We start from the raw sequence: 18,516 nt of genomic DNA, 5'->3' as shown, positions 1-18,516 counted from the left end.
ACTTCGCCATCCTTTTATATAAAGCCCTGGACCGATACTCGATGCCGAACCGCGACATTGCGCTCGACCTGCTGCTGCTCCCGACCTGGCTGGTGCCGGTCGAGCCGGCCGGCGTCGTCCTCAGGGAACACGGCCTGGGCATCCGCGACGGGCACATCGTGTTCATCGGCCCACGCGCCGAGGCCTTGAAGTATCGCGCCACGGAAATCCGCGAACTGCCCGACACGCTGCTCACCCCGGGCCTGATCAACGCCCACGGGCACGCCGCCATGACCCTGTTTCGCGGCCTGGCCGATGACCTGCCGCTGATGACCTGGCTGGAAAAGCACATCTGGCCCGCCGAAGCCAAGTGGGTGGATGAAGCCTTCGTCCGCGACGGCACCGACCTGGCCATCGCCGAGCAGATCAAGGGTGGGATCACCTGTTTCTCGGACATGTACTTCTTCCCGAAGGTTGCCAGTGAGCGGGTGCACAACAGCGGCATGCGAGCACAGGTCGCCATCCCCATTCTCGACTTCCCGATTCCCGGTGCCCAGAATGCCGACGAAGCCATCCGCCAGGGCGTAGAGCTGTTCGGCGATCTCAAGCATCATCCGCGGATCAACATCACCTTCGGCCCTCATGCACCCTACACCGTTGGCGACGAGAACCTGGAAAAAATCCGGATCATTGCCGAAGAACTCGACGCTGCGATCCACATGCATGTGCATGAGACCGCCCACGAGGTGCAGCAATCCGTGGAACAGCACGGTGAGCGACCGCTGGCGCGCCTGGCTCGCCTGGGCCTGCTGGGACCACGCTTCCAGGCCGTTCATATGACCCAAATCAGCGATGACGACCTGGCTTTACTGGTAGAAACCAACACCAGCGTCATTCACTGCCCGGAATCCAACCTGAAACTGGCCAGCGGCTTCTGCCCTGTAGAACGTCTGTGGCAGGCCGGAGTCAACGTGGCGGTAGGCACCGATGGCGCCGCCAGCAACAACGACCTGGACCTGCTGGGGGAAACCCGTACCGCCGCGCTGCTGGCCAAGGCCGTGGCCGGGTCGGCTACCGCCCTGGATGCCCATCGCGCACTGCGCATGGCTACCCTCAACGGCGCCAGGGCCATGGGCCTGGAAAGCCAAGTGGGCTCCCTGGAAATCGGCAAGGCCGCAGACCTGACAGCCTTCGACCTGTCCGGCCTGGCCCAGCAGCCGATCTACGACCCGGTGTCGCAACTGATCTACGCCACCGGCCGAGACTGCGTGAAACATGTATGGGTCGCCGGCAAGCAACTGCTGGATGACCGACGCCTGACCCGCCTGGACGAGCATCAGCTGGGCGCTACCGCCCGCGACTGGGCCCGGCGCATCAGCGGCCACCACCCATAACCCGGGCCTTGAGCACAGGCTCGAGGCCCGACAGAGAATTTTCTAGCTTTGGAGCACTACCCATGAGCAACGTCGACCACGCTGAAATCGCCAAATTCGAAGCCCTGGCCCATCGCTGGTGGGACCGTGAAAGCGAGTTCAAGCCCCTGCACGACATCAACCCCCTGCGGGTAAACTGGATCGACGAACGGGTCGGCCTGGCGGGCAAGAAAGTCCTCGACGTCGGTTGCGGCGGCGGCATCCTCAGCGAAGCCATGGCCCAGCGCGGCGCTACCGTGACCGGCATCGACATGGGCGAGGCCCCGCTGGCCGTGGCGCAACTGCACCAGCTGGAATCCGGCGTCAACGTCGAGTACCGGCAGATCACTGCCGAGGCCCTGGCCGAGGAAATGCCCGAGCAATTCGACGTGGTCACCTGCCTGGAAATGCTCGAGCACGTGCCGGACCCTTCGTCGGTGATCCGCGCCTGCTTCCGCATGGTCAAGCCCGGTGGCCAGGTGTTCTTCTCCACCATCAACCGCAACCCCAAGGCCTACCTGTTCGCCATCATCGGCGCTGAATACATCATGAAGCTGCTGCCGCGCGGCACCCACGACTTCAAGAAGTTCATCCGCCCATCCGAGCTCGGTGCCTGGAGCCGCTCTGCCGGCCTGACCGTCAAGGACATCATCGGCCTGACCTACAACCCGCTGACCAAGCACTACAAGCTGGCCCCGGACGTGGACGTCAACTACATGATCCAGACCCTGCGAGAGGAGTAAGACATGGCTATCAGAGCCGTTCTCTTCGACATGGATGGCACCCTGCTCGATACCGCTCCGGACTTCATCGCGGTGTGCCAGGGCATGCGCCGTGATCGCGGCCTGCCGCCCATCGCCGACCAGCACATTCGCGACGAAATCTCCGGCGGCGCCCGCGCCATGGTGGCGGTGACCTTCTCCATGGACCCCGAATCCCCGGGCTTCGAGGAACTGCGCCTGGAGTTTCTCGAGCGCTACCTCAAGCATTGCGCCGTGCACAGCAAGCTCTTCGACGGCATGGCCGAGCTGCTGGCAGATATCGAAAAGGCCCACCTGGTCTGGGGCGTGGTCACCAACAAGCCGCTGCGCTTCGCCGAGCCGATCATGCAGCAACTGGGGCTGGCCGAGCGCTCGGCACTGCTGATCTGCCCTGACCACGTGAAGAACAGCAAGCCCGACCCCGAACCGCTGATCCTAGCGTGCAAGATGCTCGACCTGGCCCCGTCCAGCGTGCTGTTTGTCGGCGATGACCTGCGCGATATCGAATCCGGCCGCGATGCGGGCACCAGGACCGCTGCGGTGACCTATGGCTATATCCATCCGGACGACAACCCACGGCACTGGGGCGCCGACGTGGTGGTCAGTCACCCGCTGGAACTGCGCCAGGTTCTGGACAACGCGCTGTGCAGCTGCTGAGCAGCGGCATGCCCGGCTAAGCGCCGGGGACGATCCAATTTCTGTTGAGGCCTTTTATGTTTGATTATTCCGCTCGCCCAGAACTGCTCAAGGACCGGGTCATTCTGGTCACCGGCGCCGGTCGTGGCATCGGCGCCGCCGCCGCCAAGACCTTTGCCGCTCATGGCGCCACCGTGCTGCTGCTGGGCAAGACCGAAGCCAACCTGACCGAGGTCTACGACGCCATCGAGGCGGCCGGCCATCCGCAGCCGGCGGTAATCCCGTTCAACCTGGAAACCGCCCTGCCGCACCAGTACGACGAACTGGCGGCCATGATCGAAACCGAGTTCGGCCACCTCGACGGCCTGTTGCACAACGCCTCGATCATCGGCCCGCGCACGCCTCTGGAGCAGCTCTCCGGGGAGAACTTCATGCGTGTGATGCAGGTCAACGTCAACGCCATGTTCATGCTTACCAGCACCCTGCTGCCCCTGCTCAAGCTGTCCCAGGATGCTTCGGTGGTCTTCACCTCCAGCAGCGTTGGCCGCAAGGGCCGGGCTTACTGGGGCGCCTACGGCGTATCGAAGTTCGCCACCGAAGGCTTGATGCAGACCCTGGCCGACGAGCTGGACACCGTGGCTCCGGTGCGTGCCAACAGCATCAACCCAGGCGCCACTCGCACCAGCATGCGGGCCCAGGCCTACCCGGGAGAAAACCCCAGCAACAATCCGACCCCGGAAGAAATCATGCCGGTCTATCTGTACCTGATGGGGCCGGACAGCACCGGGATCAACGGTCAAGCCTTCGACGCGCAGTAATACCCCCTCCCGTTCGTCGCGACGGAATACCGTCGCGACGCCTCGGCAATGCCTACCCCGCGTAGGTTTCAAGCCAAAAAAATGTCATTTTTGACGACAGCCTTTTTACGCCGAAACCCAACCTGCTGAATCCAAACAAGTTTTCCCAATATGAACCGAATGGCACGAGTTTCGCTCTAACGACACTCAATACACAGTGCATTGACGCTGTGGAAAACGGCTTGCGCTGAGGGCTTTATAGCCACAGGCGAGACGGCCTAAAATATGCGCGTTGTCCTACGGGACTGATGGAACAGTATGACGCGCAGCTCTGAGCCGCTCTCACCCAGGCAGTTAGACCGTACACAGTGCTCAGGGGGCTCAAGCTCAGATGAAAACACCGACCCAGACCAACGCAATTGACTTCGATAGCGCCAAATTGCAACGCCTGGGCTTTGGCCAGCAGTCGCCACTGATCAAGCAGCCCATCAGCCTCGCCCAGTTGCGCCAGCAACTGGGCCTGCAGCTGCAGACCAGCCTTGAACCGCAACGCATCCTGGGCCTGTTCTTTCGTGAGGTTCAGCGCCTGGTCCCCCTGGATGCCCTGCAGTACCAGCACACTCCCAGCGACCTGCGCCTGGAGTTCGGCCAGCGCGGCCATCACTCCATCAGCTACAGCCTGAGCCACGAAGGCGAACCGATGGGCGAGCTGGTCTTTCGCCGCAACCAGCGCTTCAGCGAATCAGAACAGGGCTCCCTGGAATCGCTGCTCTCGACCCTGCTGTACCCGATGCGCAATGCCCTGCTGTATCGCGCCGCCACTCGCAGCGCCCTGCGGGATCCGCTGACCGATACCGGCAATCGCATCGCCATGGACCAGACCCTGCAACGGGAAATCGAAATGGCCCGTCGTCACCTGCTTCCACTGTCGCTGCTGATGCTGGACATCGATCACTTCAAGCGCATCAACGACAACCACGGCCACAGCGCCGGCGATCAAGTGCTCAAGGCCGTTGCCGCGGCAATCAAGGGGCAATTGCGCAATGTCGACATGGTGTTTCGCTTTGGCGGGGAAGAGTTCTTGATCCTGCTGTCCAACACCGGGCGCGAAGCCGCGGCGATGGTGGGCGAGCGTCTGCGCCATGCCGCCCAGGCCCAGGATTATCGGGCCGATGGTCAGCCGATCGAACTTACCGTAAGCCTGGGGTGTTCGACTCTGCTACCGGGAGAATCCGCAGAAAGCCTGTTGCGACGCGCCGACAGCGCGCTGTACGTGGCCAAGCGCGAAGGGCGCAACCGCCTGGCAATGGCGGGCTGAGCACAAGGTAGCGCCCTGCCCCGTTGATGCACGGGCAACTTCATCACCCCACACGTCCAGCGTGCGCGGCAATCGAAGCGCCCGACATTCCCTGACTCAGCCTTCGGCCAGTGCCAGGCGCTCGCGGGTCACCGCAGTCTTTTCCTGCTGCATGCAGCGTTCCAGGAACAGGTACATATAGTCATAGCTCTTGCAGATGGCCTGACGCAGCTCGACCTGCAGGGCCTTGCTCGGGTTCAGCCCTGCCAGGGTGACGATGATTTCCAGCGCTTCCCACGGATGGGCGTCGTCGTACTGGGCATGCATCTTCAGCCACTTCATGGCACGTTTGCGATCCTCTTCCGGGAACGCCGCGGCATAGATGCCGTTGGAACACACCAGCGCCGACCACTCGCCCGTAGCCCCTTCAATGGCGTAGTTGGTGGCGGCAATGGCCACGATCAGGGAATCGGCAGAACTGGTATGCCAGCACCAATGGCTCAAGGCATGCAGCTCTGGCGGTACTTGCTGGGCCTGCAGGTCTTCCAGGGTCACGCCATGGGCCCGGCTCCAGTGCACCCAGTAATCGGCATGATTGAGCTCGACCCGGATATTGCGCATTAGCCAGCGACGCGCCATGTCTTCGCCGGGATGGCGGGCAAAACGGGTCTTGGTCAGGTTTTGCGCCATGTACAGGGCGAACTGTTCAACCACCGGCCAGCCGCCAATCAGATACTGACGCATGACTTTGGCACTGAGTTTGTTATCGCGCATGCGCTGGTACAGCTCATGCTCCACGACGCGGCGCTTGCTCTCGCTGCAGTCCTGGATCAATTGCTGGGTCCAGGCGGGGTAACTGGCAGCTTCCATGAGCGGGCCGGTTCGGCTGAATGTGTCGATCACTGTCGGGCTCCTTTTGATTGTGATGTACGGATCCAAAAGAGGTTTCAACGGAACGTACCGGGCGCCTTGAACAACAGTGGCTGTGGTCTCACGGGTCGACACTGCAGGCTGTCACAGGTGAACAATTGCGGGCGTTCAATAATGTAGCCTTGAGCATAATCCACGCCGATCTCAAGCAATGCCTGCTCGATCTGCGGTGTTTCAACAAACTCGGCAATCGTGCGCTTACCCATGACATGCCCGATGTGGTTGATCACTTCGACCATGGCGCGGTTAATCGGGTCGTCCAGCATATCCTTTACGAAACTTCCATCGATCTTGAGGAAGTCTACAGGCAAATGTTTGAGATAAGCGAACGACGACATTCCCGCACAAAAGTCATCCAGGGAAAAATGGCAACCTAAGCCCTTGAGTTCATTTATGAAACGAATGGCACTGCCCAAATTGGCAATCGCACTGGTTTCAGTAATTTCAAAACAGATCAACTTTGGCGGTACGCCATAGACGACAAACTGCTCGCGCAAGAAGTCGAGAAACGCATCATCACCGATGGTGATACCCGACAGGTTGATGGCGCACATTGCCATTGGCCCTTCACGGCCTTCGGCAATGCATTGGGCAATGATCTTGAATACGTTCTGTACCACCCAACGGTCCAGAGAGGTCATCAGGCCGTAGCGCTCCGCCGCCGGAATGAAGCTGTCCGGCAGAATCATCCGGCCCGCCTCGTCATGCAGGCGCAACAGAATCTCCACATGCCCGCCGCCACGCTCGACATGCCCCAGGGCGGTGATCTCCTGCGAATAGAGGCAGAAGCGGTTTTCCTCCAGCGCCATGTGCAGACGCTGGACCCAGGCCATCTCGCCAAAGCGCAGCGACAGCTCGGAATCGTCGGCATGGTAGACCTGCACACGGTTACGCCCCTTTTCCTTGGCCATGTAGCAGGCCATGTCCGCCGCTCTCAGCGAGGCTTCGAGGGTGGTCGGGGTCTGGGCGATGTGCACCAGGCCGATACTCACGGTGGTCACGAAGGGCCGGCCTTTCCAGACGAAATGCAGATTCTGCACGGTCTGGCGCAGCCCCTCGGCAATCTTCTCCGCGGCCTCTGGCGAGCAATTCTCCAGGAGGATGCCGAACTCGTCCCCACCCAGCCGTGCCAGGGTGTCGCCTTCGCGCAGGCCCGACTGCAGCAGCGCGCAGATATGCCGCAGCAGCTCGTCCCCGGCAGCATGGCCACAGGTGTCATTGACCAGCTTGAACTGATCCAGATCGAGGAACATCAGCGCATGCCGTGCCGGCTGGCGAATCAGGCTGTGCAGGGCCTGCTCCAGGCGGAACTCGAACTCCCGGCGATTGGCCAGGCCGGTCAGGGCGTCATGGGTCGCCTGCCAGGAGAGGTTGGCGATGTATTGCCGCTCCTGGGTCATGTCGTGCAGCACCAGCACCGTGCCGCTGACCTTGCCGGCATTGCGGATCGGCGCCCCCACCAGGGTCACCGAGACCGTGCTGCCATCCAGACGCTGGATCAGTTTGGAATGCTCGCTGCCGCCGCTGAGCTGACCGCTGAGGATGTGTTCGATGAGGGTGAAACCGTCAGCCTGGGCATTTTCATCCAGCAGGTTGAACAAGGCTGCCAGGGGCAACCCCACTGCCTGCTCGGCCTTCCAGCGAGTCAGGTCCTCTGCCGCAGGGTTCATGTAGGCGATGGCACCTTCGACGTCGGTGGTGATCACCCCGTCGCCGATGGACTGCAGGGTGATCTGCGCCCGCTCCTTTTCCAGTTGCAGGGCGTCGGCAAAGGCATGGCGCTGGGCCAGCAGCTTGTGCGTGCGCAGCAGGGCCAGGGCAATCAGCACCAGCGCGGTTGCCAGGTTGGTCACCAGCAACAGCCGCAAGATCACCCGCGAACCCTCGCCCAAGGCATCGCTGAAGGCCTTGGCAGCGGGAGTGACGCCGTCATTGATGGCGAAAATCTGACTCTTCCAGCGCTGCACGTCGCCTTCGCTGGCGCTATTGCTGCCGATCCTCTGGTGCATCTCCCGGGCCACGGTGTCCAGTTGCAACAGGTATCCGTCCCCCACGGTCCACAGATCGATGGCCTTTTCCAGGTAGCTGAAATGACGGAAGTTGAGGTACAGCCAGATCAGGCTGGAGACATCGTCCGGGTGATTGCCGCCCTTGAGGATGCCCAGGCGTGCGGCCTCCAGATCCGGTGGCTGGTGATCCAGGGCAACCCGCAACTCATGCCCGCCCTGGGGCACGGCAATTGCGTTCTGGTACTTGAGGAAAGTGCCTTCGTCGCGGCTGTCGGCATACAGATTGAGGTAGTAGATGGCGTCTTTCTGGCCCTTGGACCACAGGCTTTCACCAGCCACATAGCCCCGTACCGCCGACAGTACGTACAGGCTGAGGCCGCCCAACAGCGCTTGAAATAACACCACGGCGATGAAGGGCCAGACGATGCCCAACAAGCGCGGCGTTGCGAAAGTCCGCTTTTGCTTCATGAGGGTCCTTGCTTGCGCACAGCCAAATGAACACCCAGTAGTTGCGCCTCAGACAGCACAGGTTAGGCCAATTTCCACAGAACCGGCGCAGGGCAGACCGCCGTTGACGCAGGCTGGCTGGAGAAACGGGCCGCCGCACTAAAGTCGAAACGGTTGTTCCACCAGGAAATTCAAGCACTAAGCACAGAAAGACGGATAAAACTCAAGGCTATCGAACCTGCTGCAAATGCCCGTACAGCTTGGCGTAAAGGCCGCCATCGGCAATCAGCTGCTGATGGTCGCCATCTTCGGCAATCTGCCCGCCATCGAACACCAAAACCCGGTCCGCCTGTTTTACCGCTGACAAGCGATGGGCAATGATCAGCGTAGTCCGCCCACGCAGAAAACGCGTCAAGGCCTGATGCAGGTTGTACTCGGTGGCAGCATCCAGCGCGGAAGTGGCCTCATCGAGGATCACCACCTTGGGCTCGGCCAGAACCATCCGCGCAATCGCCAGGCGCTGGCGCTGGCCCCCGGACAAACGCACGCCGGAACGCCCCACCACGCTGTCCAGCCCCTGCGGCAAGGCCCTGACGGTAGCGTCCAACTGGGCAATTTCCAGGGCCTGCCAGCAGGCTTCGTCACTGCGCTCGCGCCCCATGGCCAGGTTGGCGCGGATGGTGTCGTTGAACAGCGCGGGATGCTGCAACACCACCGCCACGTTCTCCCGCACCGTCTCCAGGCCGATTTCCTGCTGGGTCGAACCACCAAAGCGGATCACCCCGGTCTGCGGTGTGTACAGCCCCAGCAGCAACTGCACCAGGGTGCTCTTGCCGCCACCGCTGGCACCGACAATGGCTACCTTTTCACCGGGAGCGATGGACAGGTCCATATTGTCCAGCACCCGCTCGTCACCGTAGCCGAAGCTCAAGCCGCGGACCTCGATGCCGACGGTCTCGCGCCCCACGAACGGGTCCGCACCCGGGCCGTACTGCGGTTCGTCGGCCCGCGCCAGCAGCTCGTTGATCCGGGTCAGTGCGCCGCCCGCGGCGTAGTAGGCGTATTGCAGGTTCAGCAACTGTTCCACCGGCCCGATCATGAACCACAGGTAACTGAATACCGCCAGCATCTGGCCGATGGACAGGTCGGAGAACAACACGGTCAGCATCGCCGCCGCACGGAAGATATCGATGCCGAACTGGAACAGCAGCCCGCTGGCGCGGCCCGAGGCATCGCTTTTCCATTGCGAGGCCACAGCGTAGTCCCGCACTTCCTCGGCACGCCGCCCCAGGCGCCCGAGAAAGTAGCCCTGGCGATTGCTCGCGCGAATTTCCTGGATAGCCTCCAGGGTCTCGGTCAGGGCCTGGGTAAAGCGCGAAGTGCTGTCGTTTTCCAGCTTCTTCAGGTGCTTGACCCGCTTGCCCAACTGCACCGTGGCGAAGATCACCAGCGGGTTGAACAGCAGGATCAGCAAGGCCAGTTTCCAGTGCATCCACATCAGGATGCCCGCCGTGCCCACCAGGGTCAGCATGGCCACCAGGAAGCGGCTGAGGGTCTCACCGACGAACTTGTCCACCGTGTCCAGGTCGGTGACCAGGTGAGTGGTGACCGTACCGCCCCCCAGGCTTTCGTATTCCCCCAGGGAAATGCGCTTGAGCCGCTCGATCAGCCGCACGCGGATGCGGTAGACGATGTCCTTGGCCAGCCCGGCAAACAGCCGCGCCTGAATCACGTTGAACACCAGCGCCGAGCAGCGCAGGATCAGCGTCACCATGAGCATCAGGCCGATATAGCCAGCGGCACTCTGCCATCCCTGGGGCAGGAAGCGGTTCATCACCTGCAGAGCGGCATCGCCGTGCCCCAACAGCACCTCATCCACCAGCAAGGGCAGCAGCAGCGGGATCGGCACACTGCACAGGGTCGCCAGCACGGCGACGCCGTTGGCGATCCACAGAGATTTCTTGTGCTCAAGAGCCAGGCGACGGATATGCGCCCAGCTCAGGCGATCGATCGGCTTACCGCTGACGCTTGAATCCACCGGTTCAGGCACAGGCGGCGCGCTCCAGCCAGCGCCCCAACAGAGGGGACAGCTCGCTCAGCGGCTGATAGCCGTTGGTCAGCAATGCCAACTGGCCATTACGCTCGGCCAGCAAGGTAGGAAAGCCGGCGATTCCCAGGTCCTGGACCCAGGTGAAGTCCGCCGCGGTAGCCACATGCTGCTCGGCCCGGTCGAAGGCCTCGGCGAATTCGATGCGCGGCACCCCTGCCCGCTCCGCCAGCTCCACCAGCACACTGGCCAGGGTGACATCCCGGCCTTCGACATAGAACGCCTGCTGGATCAGCCCCAGCAGGGTCCAGGCGCAGTCCGCCGCCAGGCCACGTGCGGTGACGATGGCGCGACAGGCCGGTTCGGTGTCATAGACAAAGCCATCGGGCAAGGCGCCCTCGAAGCCGAACGGTTGGCCGGTGGCCTGGTGCACCGCCTGCCAGTGCTCGAGGATGTAGCGCCGGGTATTGGGTTCCAGGGCCGCACCGCTACCGGTACGCAAGCCCCCCACCACCAGGTGCACCTCGACCCCGGCGGCCCGGGCCTGCTCCGCCAGGGCCTGGGCCACGGGCGCAAAGCCCCAGCACCATGAACACATCGGGTCCATCACATAGAGCAGGCGGGCAGACATGGCTCAAGCCTCGGAAGAAGATTGCTTGTAGTTGTAACCAATCGGGTGCGGCATGTTGCGAGCCTTGGCCAATTCGATCTGCTTCTGCCGGTCGATGGCACTGCGGCGGGTCTTCTCGCTCAGCTTGTCCCAGCAGTGCGGGCAGCTGATACCAGGCACATAGTGCTCGGATGCACGATCCTCGACGCTCACTGGAGTACGGCAGGCATGACATTGATCGTAGTCGCCTTCGCTCAGGTCGTGGCGCACGGTGACCCGGTTATCGAACACAAAGCAGTCGCCCTGCCATTTGCTCTCTTGCTGCGGTACCTCTTCGAGGTACTTGAGGATCCCGCCCTTGAGGTGGAACACCTCGTCGAAGCCTTCGCTGAGCATGTAGCTCGAGGCCTTCTCGCAACGGATGCCGCCGGTGCAGAACATCGCCACCTTCTTGTGCTTGCTCGGGTCGAAGTGGGCTTTGATGTAGTCCGGGAATTCGCGGAAGCTGGTGGTCTTGGGGTCGATGGCGCCTTCGAAGGTGCCAATGGACACTTCATAGTCGTTGCGGGTATCGATCAGCAGCACTTCCGGATCGCTGATCAGGGCGTTCCAGTCCTGTGGCTCGACGTAGGTCCCGACCTTCTTGTTGGGATCGACGCCGGGCACGCCCAGGGTAACGATCTCTTTCTTGAGCTTGACCTTGGTGCGGTAGAACGGCTGCTCGTCGCAGTAGGATTCCTTGTGATCGATATCCACCATGCGCGGGTCGTTCCTCAGCCAGGCCAGCAGCCCGTCGATGCCTTCGCGGCTGCCGGAAACCGTGCCGTTGATGCCTTCTTCGGCAATCAGCAAGGTGCCCTTGATGCCGTTGTCGAGCATTGCCTGCAACAGGGGCTCACGCAGGTTGACGTAATCTTCGAGGGTGACGAACTTGTACAGTGCCGCCACGACAATAGGTTGTGCCATGGGTAATCTCCAGGTGGCTACCCTCGTAAAGGGTGAACCGGATGCAAAAAAAAACGCGCCGGCATAAGCGGCGCGTTGCGGATTCTAACAAAAAAACCGCGGTTAATGCTGACTGCCACCGGCACAGGTCGGCGAAGCCGGAGCCACACCGATCTTCGACCATTCCTCAGGCGTATAAGTGTGCAGCGCCAACGCATGGAACTGGCCCATCAGCTCACCCAGGGTGGCGTAGACCTTCTGATGGCGCTTGACGCTGTTGAGGCCGGCGAACTGCTCGCTGACCAGTACCGCCTTGAAGTGGGTTTCCAGGCCACGGCTGTGCATGTGGCTTTCATCCAGCACTTGCAGGTGCTCGGGCTGCAATGCCCCGAGCGCCGCTTCGATACGTTGTTGCATGGTCATTGCGGGCTCCGCTTACTTCTTCTTCGCCGGGGCAGCCTTGGGCTCGAGCTCGGCGGTCATGTCGGCCAGCAGCTTGTTCACCACCGGTACCGCGCTTTCCAGCTTGGCCTGGGTCATCTGCGCCGATTGCTGGGTCAGCTGGGGCATTTTTTCCAGGACTTTCTTGCCCAGTGGCGACTGATAGAAAGCCACCAGTTCCTTGAGCTCCGATTCGCTGAAATTGCTGGTGTAGAGCTTGACCATGTCCGGCTTCAGCTTGTTCCAGCCAATGGCCTGGTCCAGGGCGGCATTGGCCTTGGCCTGGTAGGTTTCCAGCAGGGCACGCTTGGATTCCGGGGCTTTGGTCTGCTCGAAGCGCTGGGCGAACATTTGCTGAACTTGCATGTACACCGGGGTACCGAGCTTGTCCGCATGGGCCAGGGTCAGGAAGGCCTCGGCACTGGCGTTGTGGCTGGCGGTATCGGCAAGAACCTGGCCGCTGGCACACACCAGAACAACCGCGGTACAGATGGCACGAAAACGGGTCATCGAGTTTCCTTTATCTAGCAGGCGAGGTAGAACCCCAAGGGCGCCCATTCTGCGCCTATTAATCCGCGTCCCTCAACCCCACGCCGACCGCCCCCCCGGTTTTGCTCGGCCATGGCGGGGAAAAACCCCCGGCATGGAACCCGAGCCGCGGATCACGGCCTAAACTGGCCTGTCAGACTAGGAGGATTGCCACGATGAACCGAATCGAAACCGACAGCCTGGGCCAGGTTGAAGTCCCGCAAGAAGCCTACTGGGGCGCGCAGACCCAACGTTCGCTGGTCAACTTCGCCATCGGCAACGAACGCATGCCCTTGGCGGTGCTGCATGCCCTGGCCCTGATCAAGAAAGCCGCGGCGCGGGTCAACGACCGCAACGGCGACATCCCTGCCGATATCGCCCGCCTGATCGAACAGGCCGCCGACGAAGTGCTCGCGGGCGAGCATGACGACCAGTTCCCTCTGGTGGTGTGGCAGACCGGCAGCGGTACCCAAAGCAACATGAACGTCAACGAAGTGCTGGCTGGACGGGCCAACGAGCTGGCGGGCAACCCTCGGGGCGGCAAGACGCCGGTGCACCCCAATGACCACGTCAATCGCTCGCAGAGCTCCAACGACTGCTTCCCCACTGCCATGCACATTGCGGCGGCCCAGGCGGTGCAGTTCCAGTTGCTGCCAGCGATCACCGAGCTCTCCGGCGGCCTGGCCGAGCTGTCGGCGCGGCACATGAAGCTGGTGAAGACCGGTCGCACCCACATGATGGACGCCACCCCCATTACCTTCGGCCAGGAAATCTCGGCCTTCATCGCCCAACTGGGGTACGCCGAGCGCGCCATCCGCAGCGCTTTGCCGGCCGTCTGCGAACTGGCCCAGGGCGGCACCGCGGTAGGCACCGGGCTCAACTCACCCCACGGTTTCGGCGAGGCCATCGCCGCCGAGTTGGCGGCGCTCTCGGGCCTGCCCTTCGTCACGGCATCGAACAAGTTCGCCGCCCTGGCCGGCCATGAACCGCTGACCAGCCTTTCCGGCGCCCTGAAGACCCTCGCCGTGTGCCTGATGAAAATCGCCAACGACCTGCGCCTGCTGGGCTCCGGGCCACGGGCGGGCCTGGCCGAGGTCAAGCTCCCCGCCAACGAGCCCGGCAGCTCGATCATGCCCGGCAAGGTCAACCCGACCCAGTGCGAAGCCCTGTCGATGCTGGCCTGCCAGGTCATGGGCAACGATGTGACCATCGGCTTTGCCGCCAGCCAGGGCCACCTGCAACTGAACGTGTTCAAGCCGGTGATCATCCACAACCTGCTGCAATCGATCCGCCTGCTGGCCGATGGCTGCAGCAACTTCCAGCACCATTGCATCGCCGGGCTGGAGCCTGACCCGCAACAGATGGCCGCGCACCTGGAGCGCGGGCTGATGCTGGTGACCGCGCTCAATACCCATATCGGCTACGACAAGGCCGCCGAGATCGCCAAGAAGGCCTATGCCGAGAACCTGACCCTGCGCGAGGCGGCGCTGGAACTCGGGTACCTGACCGATGAACAGTTCGATGCCTGGGTCCGCCCGGAAAACATGCTGGAGGCCGGGAAGCAGGGGTAAGACCGCAGTCGCCTTCGCTAGCGAGCCAGCTCCTGCCACAACCCGACTGCAGGAGCTGGCTCGCCAGCGAAGCTCAGCCCGCCGCAATCCGCTGCCGCCTCGCTCGCAACCCCGCCATCAACGACGGACCCAGTGCCGTCAGCGCCGACCCCAGCACCACCAGCAGCGCCCCGCCATAGCCCAGGCCATTGATCTGCTCTGCCTGCACATACTCGGGCCAGAGCCAGGCTGCCCAAGCCACCGCGACAAAGGTCACCAGCGGCGTAATGGCCAGGGTCGCGCTGACCCGCGACGCTTCCCAATGGGCCAGAGCCTCGGCAAAGGCGCCATAGGCAATCAGGGTATTGAGGCAGCACGCCAGCAACAGCCAACCCTGCAACGGGTTCAACTCCAGCGCCTCCAGCGGGTGAGCCCAAGGGGTGAGCAACAAGGCGCAGAACAGGTAGATCACCATCATTACCTGCAGGGAATTCCACACGCTCAGCAGTTGCTTCTGGCCCAGGGCGTAGAAGGTCCAGACCGCGGAAGCGGCAAGAATGGTCAGGACCCCCGCGGTGTAGTCGCTCAGGGAAGTCAGCAGTTCGCTCAGGCGCTGATTGAAGAACAGCCCAAAGCCGATCAGCAGCACCAGAAGCCCCAGGCCCTGGCCGAGGCTGAACCGCTCCTTGAATACGAACAGGCTGGCGATCAACAGCAGGATAGGCCCCATCTGCACCACCAGTTGCGCGGTGCCCGGGCTCAACAGATTGAGGCCCATGAGGTACAGCACGTAATTGCCTACCAGGCCACAGACCGAGATCGGCACCAGCCAGATACCCTTGGGCCCCAGCACTCGCCAGCGTGGCAGGCGCCCCACCGCCGCCAGGTAGGCCAGCAGGCAGCCACCGGACACCGTCAGGCGAAACCAGGTCACGGTGACCGGGTCCATCACTTGCAGTACCTGCTTGAGCTTGATGGGCAGGATGCCCCACAACAGCGCGGTCAATAAGGCCAGGAACAGACCATAGACCCAGCGACCGGACGAGACGTGCATGCGAACCCCACAAGGCCTTACGAGCAAGGCTCACATACTAGGCCCGCGCCGGCAGCCGACACAGAGACAGTTGGCGACAAAGCGCAAACAGGATTGTGCAGGTCGCAAACCGGCCCCACGGGAGCCGGCTTGCCGACGAAGCGAAACCTAGCGTACCGCCTCGAACAACCCCGCGGCCCCCATGCCGCCGCCCACGCACATGGTGACGATGCCATAGCGCAGGTTGCGCCGCTGCAGCTCGCGCACCAGATGCCCGACCTGACGCGAGCCGGTCATGCCGAACGGGTGGCCGATGGAGATCGAGCCGCCATTGACGTTGTAACGGGCGTTGTCGATCTCCAGGCGGTCGCGGGCATACAGGCACTGGGAAGCGAACGCTTCATTGAGCTCCCAAAGATCGATGTCAGCCACGCTCAGGCCCTTGGCCTTGAGCAGCTTGGGCACCGAGAACACCGGGCCGATACCCATCTCGTCCGGCTCGCAGCCGGCCACGGTAAAGCCGCGGAAGAACGCCTTGGGCTTGAGCCCCAGGGCCAGGGCCCGCTCCAGGCTCATCACCAGGGTCATCGAAGCACCGTCGGACAGCTGCGAGGAATTGCCCGCCGTCACCGAACCGTCGTCGGCAAACACCGGCTTCAACGCCGCTAGGTTTTCTAGGGTGGTGTCGGGGCGGTTGCAATCGTCGCGGTCCACCACGCCATCAAGGATCTGCACCTCACCGGTGTTCTTGTCCTCGACCTTGTACTTGACCGTCATCGGCACGATCTCGTCGCTGAAAAGGCCGGCGGCCTGGGCCTGGGCGGTACGCTGCTGGCTTTGCAGGGAGTAGCGGTCCTGGGCTTCGCGGCTGACACCGTAGCGCCGGGCCACCACTTCGGCGGTCTGGCCCATGGGGAAGTAGATGCCCGGTACCTGCTCCTTGAGAAGCGGGTTGACCAGGTTTTCGGTGTTGACGCTCTTCATGGTCAGGCTGATGGATTCGACGCCACCGGCCACGATGATGTCGCTGCAGCCGGAGGCGATCTGGTTGGCGGCGATGGCGATCGCCTGCAGGCCCGAGGAACAGAAGCGGTTGAGGGTCATCCCCGCGGTGCCGGTGCCCAGGGCCGAGAGCACCGCGACGTTGCGCCCTATGTTGAAACCCTGGGCTCCTTCATTGGAGCCGGCGCCGACGATGCAGTCCTCGACACTGGCCGGGTCGATGCCATTGCGGGCGAGCAGCGCATTGACGCAGTGGGCAGCCATGTCATCCGGACGGGTCTGGTTGAACTTGCCCCGAAAGGACTTGGCCAGGCCAGTCCGTACGCTGTCGACGATCACCACTTCACGCATGACGCACCTCATTGTTGTTGGCGGCAGGAAGAGCATCGAGCATAGATCCCCCTCCTGTCCCGCCGCGACAATCATTCACTGGGCGTATGCGCGACCATCGACCTACTTCTTGTCTTTCTTGTCGTGCTTGTCCGAGCGCTCGAACGCGGCTTCCAGGGCGCGGTTGATGGTGCGCAGAACCTTGACCCGGGCCCAGCGCTTGTCGTTGGCCTCCACCAGAGTCCAGGGCGACACCTCGGTGCTGGTGCGGTCGACCATGTCGCCGACGGCAGCGCGGTAATCGTCCCACTTGTCGCGGTTGCGCCAGTCGTCCTCGGTGATCTTGAAACGCTTGAAGGGAATCTCCTCCCGGGCCTGGAAGCGCTCTAGCTGGGTGTCCTTGTCGATGGCCAGCCAGAACTTGACCACGATCACCCGGGCATCGGCCAACTGCTCCTCGAAGTCGTTGATCTCGCTGTAGGCCCGCAACCAGTCGGCGGGGCTGCAGAAGCCCTCGATGCGCTCCACCAGCACCCGGCCGTACCAGGAACGATCGAAGATGGTGAACTTGCCCCGGGCCGGGATATGCCGCCAGAAACGCCAGAGATAGGGCTGGGCGCGCTCCTCTTCCGTGGGCGCGGCAATCGGCACGATGCTGTACTGGCGCGGGTCCAGGGCCGCCGCGACCCGGCGGATGGCCCCGCCCTTGCCCGCCGCGTCGTTGCCTTCGAACACCGCCACCAGGGCGTGCTTGCGCATGCGCTTGTCCCGCAGCAGGCCGGCCAGGCGCGCCTGTTCGGTAATCAGTTGTTCTTCGTAGTCGTCCTTGTCCAGGTGCTGGGTCATGTCCAGGCTGTCCAGCAGACTGAGCTGATCCACCGCCGGAGGCAGTGGCGCCGCGTTGACCTGGGTGGCTCGCAGGGGCTGGCGGTTCAGCGCGTTTTGCAGCCCTTCCAGGAGAATCCGCCCCACGGTAAGGCTGCGGTAATGCGGATCGACGCCCTCGATCACGTGCCAGGGCGCATAGTCGCGGCTGGTGCGGCGCAGCACGCGCTCGCCGTACTTGACGAACTTGTCGTAGGTTTCTGACTGCTGCCAGTCCAGCGGGCTGATGCGCCAGCTGTGCAGCGGGTCGTCCTGCAACGCCTTGAGGCGGGCCTTCATCTGTTTCTTGGACAGGTGGAACCAGAACTTGAAGATCAGTGCGCCTTCATCGCAGAGCATCTTCTCCAGGCGCTCGGCGCCGTTGATCGCCTGGTCCAGGCGCGGATCCTTGATCTCGCCATGGACCCGGCTCTGCAGCATCTGGCTGTACCAGTTGCCGAAGAACACCCCCATACGCCCCTTGGCCGGAAGCATCCGCCAGTAGCGCCAGGCCGGTGGCCGCGACAGTTCCTCGTCGGTCTGCTGGTCGAAGGTGCGCACCTCGATCAGCCGCGGGTCCATCCATTCGTTGAGCAGCTTGACCGTCTCGCCCTTGCCCGCGCCCTCGATCCCGTTGATCAGCACGATCACCGGAAAGTTCGCCTTCTGGCGCAGTTCGAACTGGGCTTCGAGCAAGGCCTCGCGCAACGCCGGCACCTCGGCATCGTAGGTTTCTTTGTCGATGGCGTGACCGATTTCAGCGGATTCGAACATGGGTGGCTCCCTTCCAAGAATTTTCCAAGACTAGCGGATCGACCTCGGCCAGGGAAAACAAATCCCCGAACCTGCAGCGCCTTGCCATGGATCAAGCGCCGCCGGCGCGATCGGCTAGAATGGC

Annotated in this window: 16 protein-coding genes; 6 read left to right on the top strand and 10 right to left on the bottom strand. The window is 62.7% G+C overall.

Annotation, left to right across the window (positions count from 1 at the left end; genetic code table 11):
* The first annotated feature begins 41 nt into the window (after window positions 1–41).
* From ACUXVH_RS20890 to ACUXVH_RS20870, 5 genes are all read left to right on the top strand, one after another.
* Entirely contained in the window at window positions 42–1,373 is a 1,332-nt protein-coding gene (locus tag ACUXVH_RS20890) for a TRZ/ATZ family hydrolase (RefSeq protein WP_065365452.1), read from the top strand.
* A 62-nt stretch (window positions 1,374–1,435) separates the two neighbouring features.
* Entirely contained in the window at window positions 1,436–2,134 is a 699-nt protein-coding gene (gene ubiG / locus ACUXVH_RS20885; RefSeq protein ID WP_011062588.1) for a bifunctional 2-polyprenyl-6-hydroxyphenol methylase/3-demethylubiquinol 3-O-methyltransferase UbiG, read from the top strand.
* A gap of 3 nt (window positions 2,135–2,137) precedes the next feature.
* Window positions 2,138–2,809 (top strand): N-acetylmuramic acid 6-phosphate phosphatase MupP, encoded by a 672-nt coding sequence (gene mupP, locus ACUXVH_RS20880; protein WP_011062589.1) that lies wholly within the window; start codon window positions 2,138–2,140, stop codon window positions 2,807–2,809.
* A 56-nt stretch (window positions 2,810–2,865) separates the two neighbouring features.
* Window positions 2,866–3,606: a YciK family oxidoreductase gene (locus ACUXVH_RS20875; RefSeq protein WP_015636577.1), complete on the top strand. Its 741-nt coding sequence runs from the start codon at window positions 2,866–2,868 to the stop codon at window positions 3,604–3,606.
* A 370-nt stretch (window positions 3,607–3,976) separates the two neighbouring features.
* Window positions 3,977–4,903 (top strand): GGDEF domain-containing protein, encoded by a 927-nt coding sequence (locus ACUXVH_RS20870; protein WP_011062590.1) that lies wholly within the window; start codon window positions 3,977–3,979, stop codon window positions 4,901–4,903.
* A gap of 96 nt (window positions 4,904–4,999) precedes the next feature.
* Here ACUXVH_RS20870 and ACUXVH_RS20865 read toward each other — a convergent pair whose 3' ends face one another.
* The 7 genes from ACUXVH_RS20865 to ACUXVH_RS20835 form a co-directional block, all read right to left on the bottom strand.
* Window positions 5,000–5,752 carry a TenA family transcriptional regulator gene (locus ACUXVH_RS20865; RefSeq protein ID WP_220802812.1) on the bottom strand — a complete coding sequence of 251 codons (753 nt, stop codon included), beginning with the start codon at window positions 5,750–5,752 and terminating at the stop codon, window positions 5,000–5,002.
* Window positions 5,753–5,829: 77 nt separating this feature from the next.
* Window positions 5,830–8,289: an EAL domain-containing protein gene (locus tag ACUXVH_RS20860; RefSeq protein ID WP_011062592.1), complete on the bottom strand. Its 2,460-nt coding sequence runs from the start codon at window positions 8,287–8,289 to the stop codon at window positions 5,830–5,832.
* Window positions 8,290–8,497: 208 nt separating this feature from the next.
* A complete protein-coding gene (locus ACUXVH_RS20855; protein WP_169892275.1) occupies window positions 8,498–10,279 on the bottom strand; it encodes an ABC transporter ATP-binding protein in 1,782 nt (593 codons plus the stop codon).
* 31 nt (window positions 10,280–10,310) lie between these two features.
* Entirely contained in the window at window positions 10,311–10,913 is a 603-nt protein-coding gene (locus ACUXVH_RS20850) for a DsbA family protein (protein ID WP_169892285.1), read from the bottom strand.
* A gap of 36 nt (window positions 10,914–10,949) precedes the next feature.
* Complete coding sequence (gene trhO / locus ACUXVH_RS20845; protein WP_065365451.1) at window positions 10,950–11,891, bottom strand: oxygen-dependent tRNA uridine(34) hydroxylase TrhO; 942 nt, start codon at window positions 11,889–11,891, stop codon at window positions 10,950–10,952.
* 102 nt (window positions 11,892–11,993) lie between these two features.
* Window positions 11,994–12,293 carry a BolA family protein gene (locus tag ACUXVH_RS20840; protein WP_011062596.1) on the bottom strand — a complete coding sequence of 100 codons (300 nt, stop codon included), beginning with the start codon at window positions 12,291–12,293 and terminating at the stop codon, window positions 11,994–11,996.
* Window positions 12,294–12,305: 12 nt separating this feature from the next.
* On the bottom strand, window positions 12,306–12,821 hold the full coding sequence (locus tag ACUXVH_RS20835; protein WP_015636579.1) for a DUF2059 domain-containing protein: 516 nt from the start codon (window positions 12,819–12,821) through the stop codon (window positions 12,306–12,308).
* A 194-nt stretch (window positions 12,822–13,015) separates the two neighbouring features.
* Between ACUXVH_RS20835 and ACUXVH_RS20830 the strand changes: the two genes are divergently transcribed.
* Window positions 13,016–14,410: a class II fumarate hydratase gene (locus ACUXVH_RS20830; protein ID WP_011062598.1), complete on the top strand. Its 1,395-nt coding sequence runs from the start codon at window positions 13,016–13,018 to the stop codon at window positions 14,408–14,410.
* A gap of 73 nt (window positions 14,411–14,483) precedes the next feature.
* On the opposite strand, the gene ACUXVH_RS20825 is transcribed toward ACUXVH_RS20830, so the two are convergent.
* From ACUXVH_RS20825 to pap, 3 genes are all read right to left on the bottom strand, one after another.
* On the bottom strand, window positions 14,484–15,443 hold the full coding sequence (locus ACUXVH_RS20825) for a DMT family transporter (protein WP_019093385.1): 960 nt from the start codon (window positions 15,441–15,443) through the stop codon (window positions 14,484–14,486).
* 147 nt (window positions 15,444–15,590) lie between these two features.
* On the bottom strand, window positions 15,591–16,775 hold the full coding sequence (locus ACUXVH_RS20820; RefSeq protein WP_065365450.1) for a thiolase family protein: 1,185 nt from the start codon (window positions 16,773–16,775) through the stop codon (window positions 15,591–15,593).
* Window positions 16,776–16,877: 102 nt separating this feature from the next.
* Window positions 16,878–18,392, bottom strand: coding sequence for a polyphosphate:AMP phosphotransferase (gene pap, locus ACUXVH_RS20815; RefSeq protein ID WP_065365449.1), 1,515 nt, complete (start codon window positions 18,390–18,392; stop codon window positions 16,878–16,880).
* Window positions 18,393–18,516: the final 124 nt, after the last annotated feature.

Source organism: Pseudomonas sp. 8(2025) (genome assembly GCF_052665325.1).
This window is presented reverse-complemented; position numbering and strand designations above follow the sequence as displayed.

Excerpts from the sequence above, each read along its gene's own strand:
- ACUXVH_RS20890 (WP_065365452.1), top strand. The coding sequence starts at position 42 with ATGCCGAACCGCGACATTGCGCTCGACCTGCTGCTGCTCCCGACCTGG.
- ubiG (WP_011062588.1), top strand. The coding sequence starts at position 1,436 with ATGAGCAACGTCGACCACGCTGAAATCGCCAAATTCGAAGCCCTGGCC.
- mupP (WP_011062589.1), top strand. The coding sequence starts at position 2,138 with ATGGCTATCAGAGCCGTTCTCTTCGACATGGATGGCACCCTGCTCGAT.
- ACUXVH_RS20875 (WP_015636577.1), top strand. The coding sequence starts at position 2,866 with ATGTTTGATTATTCCGCTCGCCCAGAACTGCTCAAGGACCGGGTCATT.
- ACUXVH_RS20870 (WP_011062590.1), top strand. The coding sequence starts at position 3,977 with ATGAAAACACCGACCCAGACCAACGCAATTGACTTCGATAGCGCCAAA.
- ACUXVH_RS20865 (WP_220802812.1), bottom strand. The coding sequence starts at position 5,752 with ATGGAAGCTGCCAGTTACCCCGCCTGGACCCAGCAATTGATCCAGGAC.
- ACUXVH_RS20860 (WP_011062592.1), bottom strand. The coding sequence starts at position 8,289 with ATGAAGCAAAAGCGGACTTTCGCAACGCCGCGCTTGTTGGGCATCGTC.
- ACUXVH_RS20850 (WP_169892285.1), bottom strand. The coding sequence starts at position 10,913 with ATGTGTTCATGGTGCTGGGGCTTTGCGCCCGTGGCCCAGGCCCTGGCG.
- trhO (WP_065365451.1), bottom strand. The coding sequence starts at position 11,891 with ATGGCACAACCTATTGTCGTGGCGGCACTGTACAAGTTCGTCACCCTC.
- ACUXVH_RS20840 (WP_011062596.1), bottom strand. The coding sequence starts at position 12,293 with ATGACCATGCAACAACGTATCGAAGCGGCGCTCGGGGCATTGCAGCCC.
- ACUXVH_RS20835 (WP_015636579.1), bottom strand. The coding sequence starts at position 12,821 with ATGACCCGTTTTCGTGCCATCTGTACCGCGGTTGTTCTGGTGTGTGCC.
- ACUXVH_RS20830 (WP_011062598.1), top strand. The coding sequence starts at position 13,016 with ATGAACCGAATCGAAACCGACAGCCTGGGCCAGGTTGAAGTCCCGCAA.
- ACUXVH_RS20825 (WP_019093385.1), bottom strand. The coding sequence starts at position 15,443 with ATGCACGTCTCGTCCGGTCGCTGGGTCTATGGTCTGTTCCTGGCCTTA.
- ACUXVH_RS20820 (WP_065365450.1), bottom strand. The coding sequence starts at position 16,775 with ATGCGTGAAGTGGTGATCGTCGACAGCGTACGGACTGGCCTGGCCAAG.
- pap (WP_065365449.1), bottom strand. The coding sequence starts at position 18,392 with ATGTTCGAATCCGCTGAAATCGGTCACGCCATCGACAAAGAAACCTAC.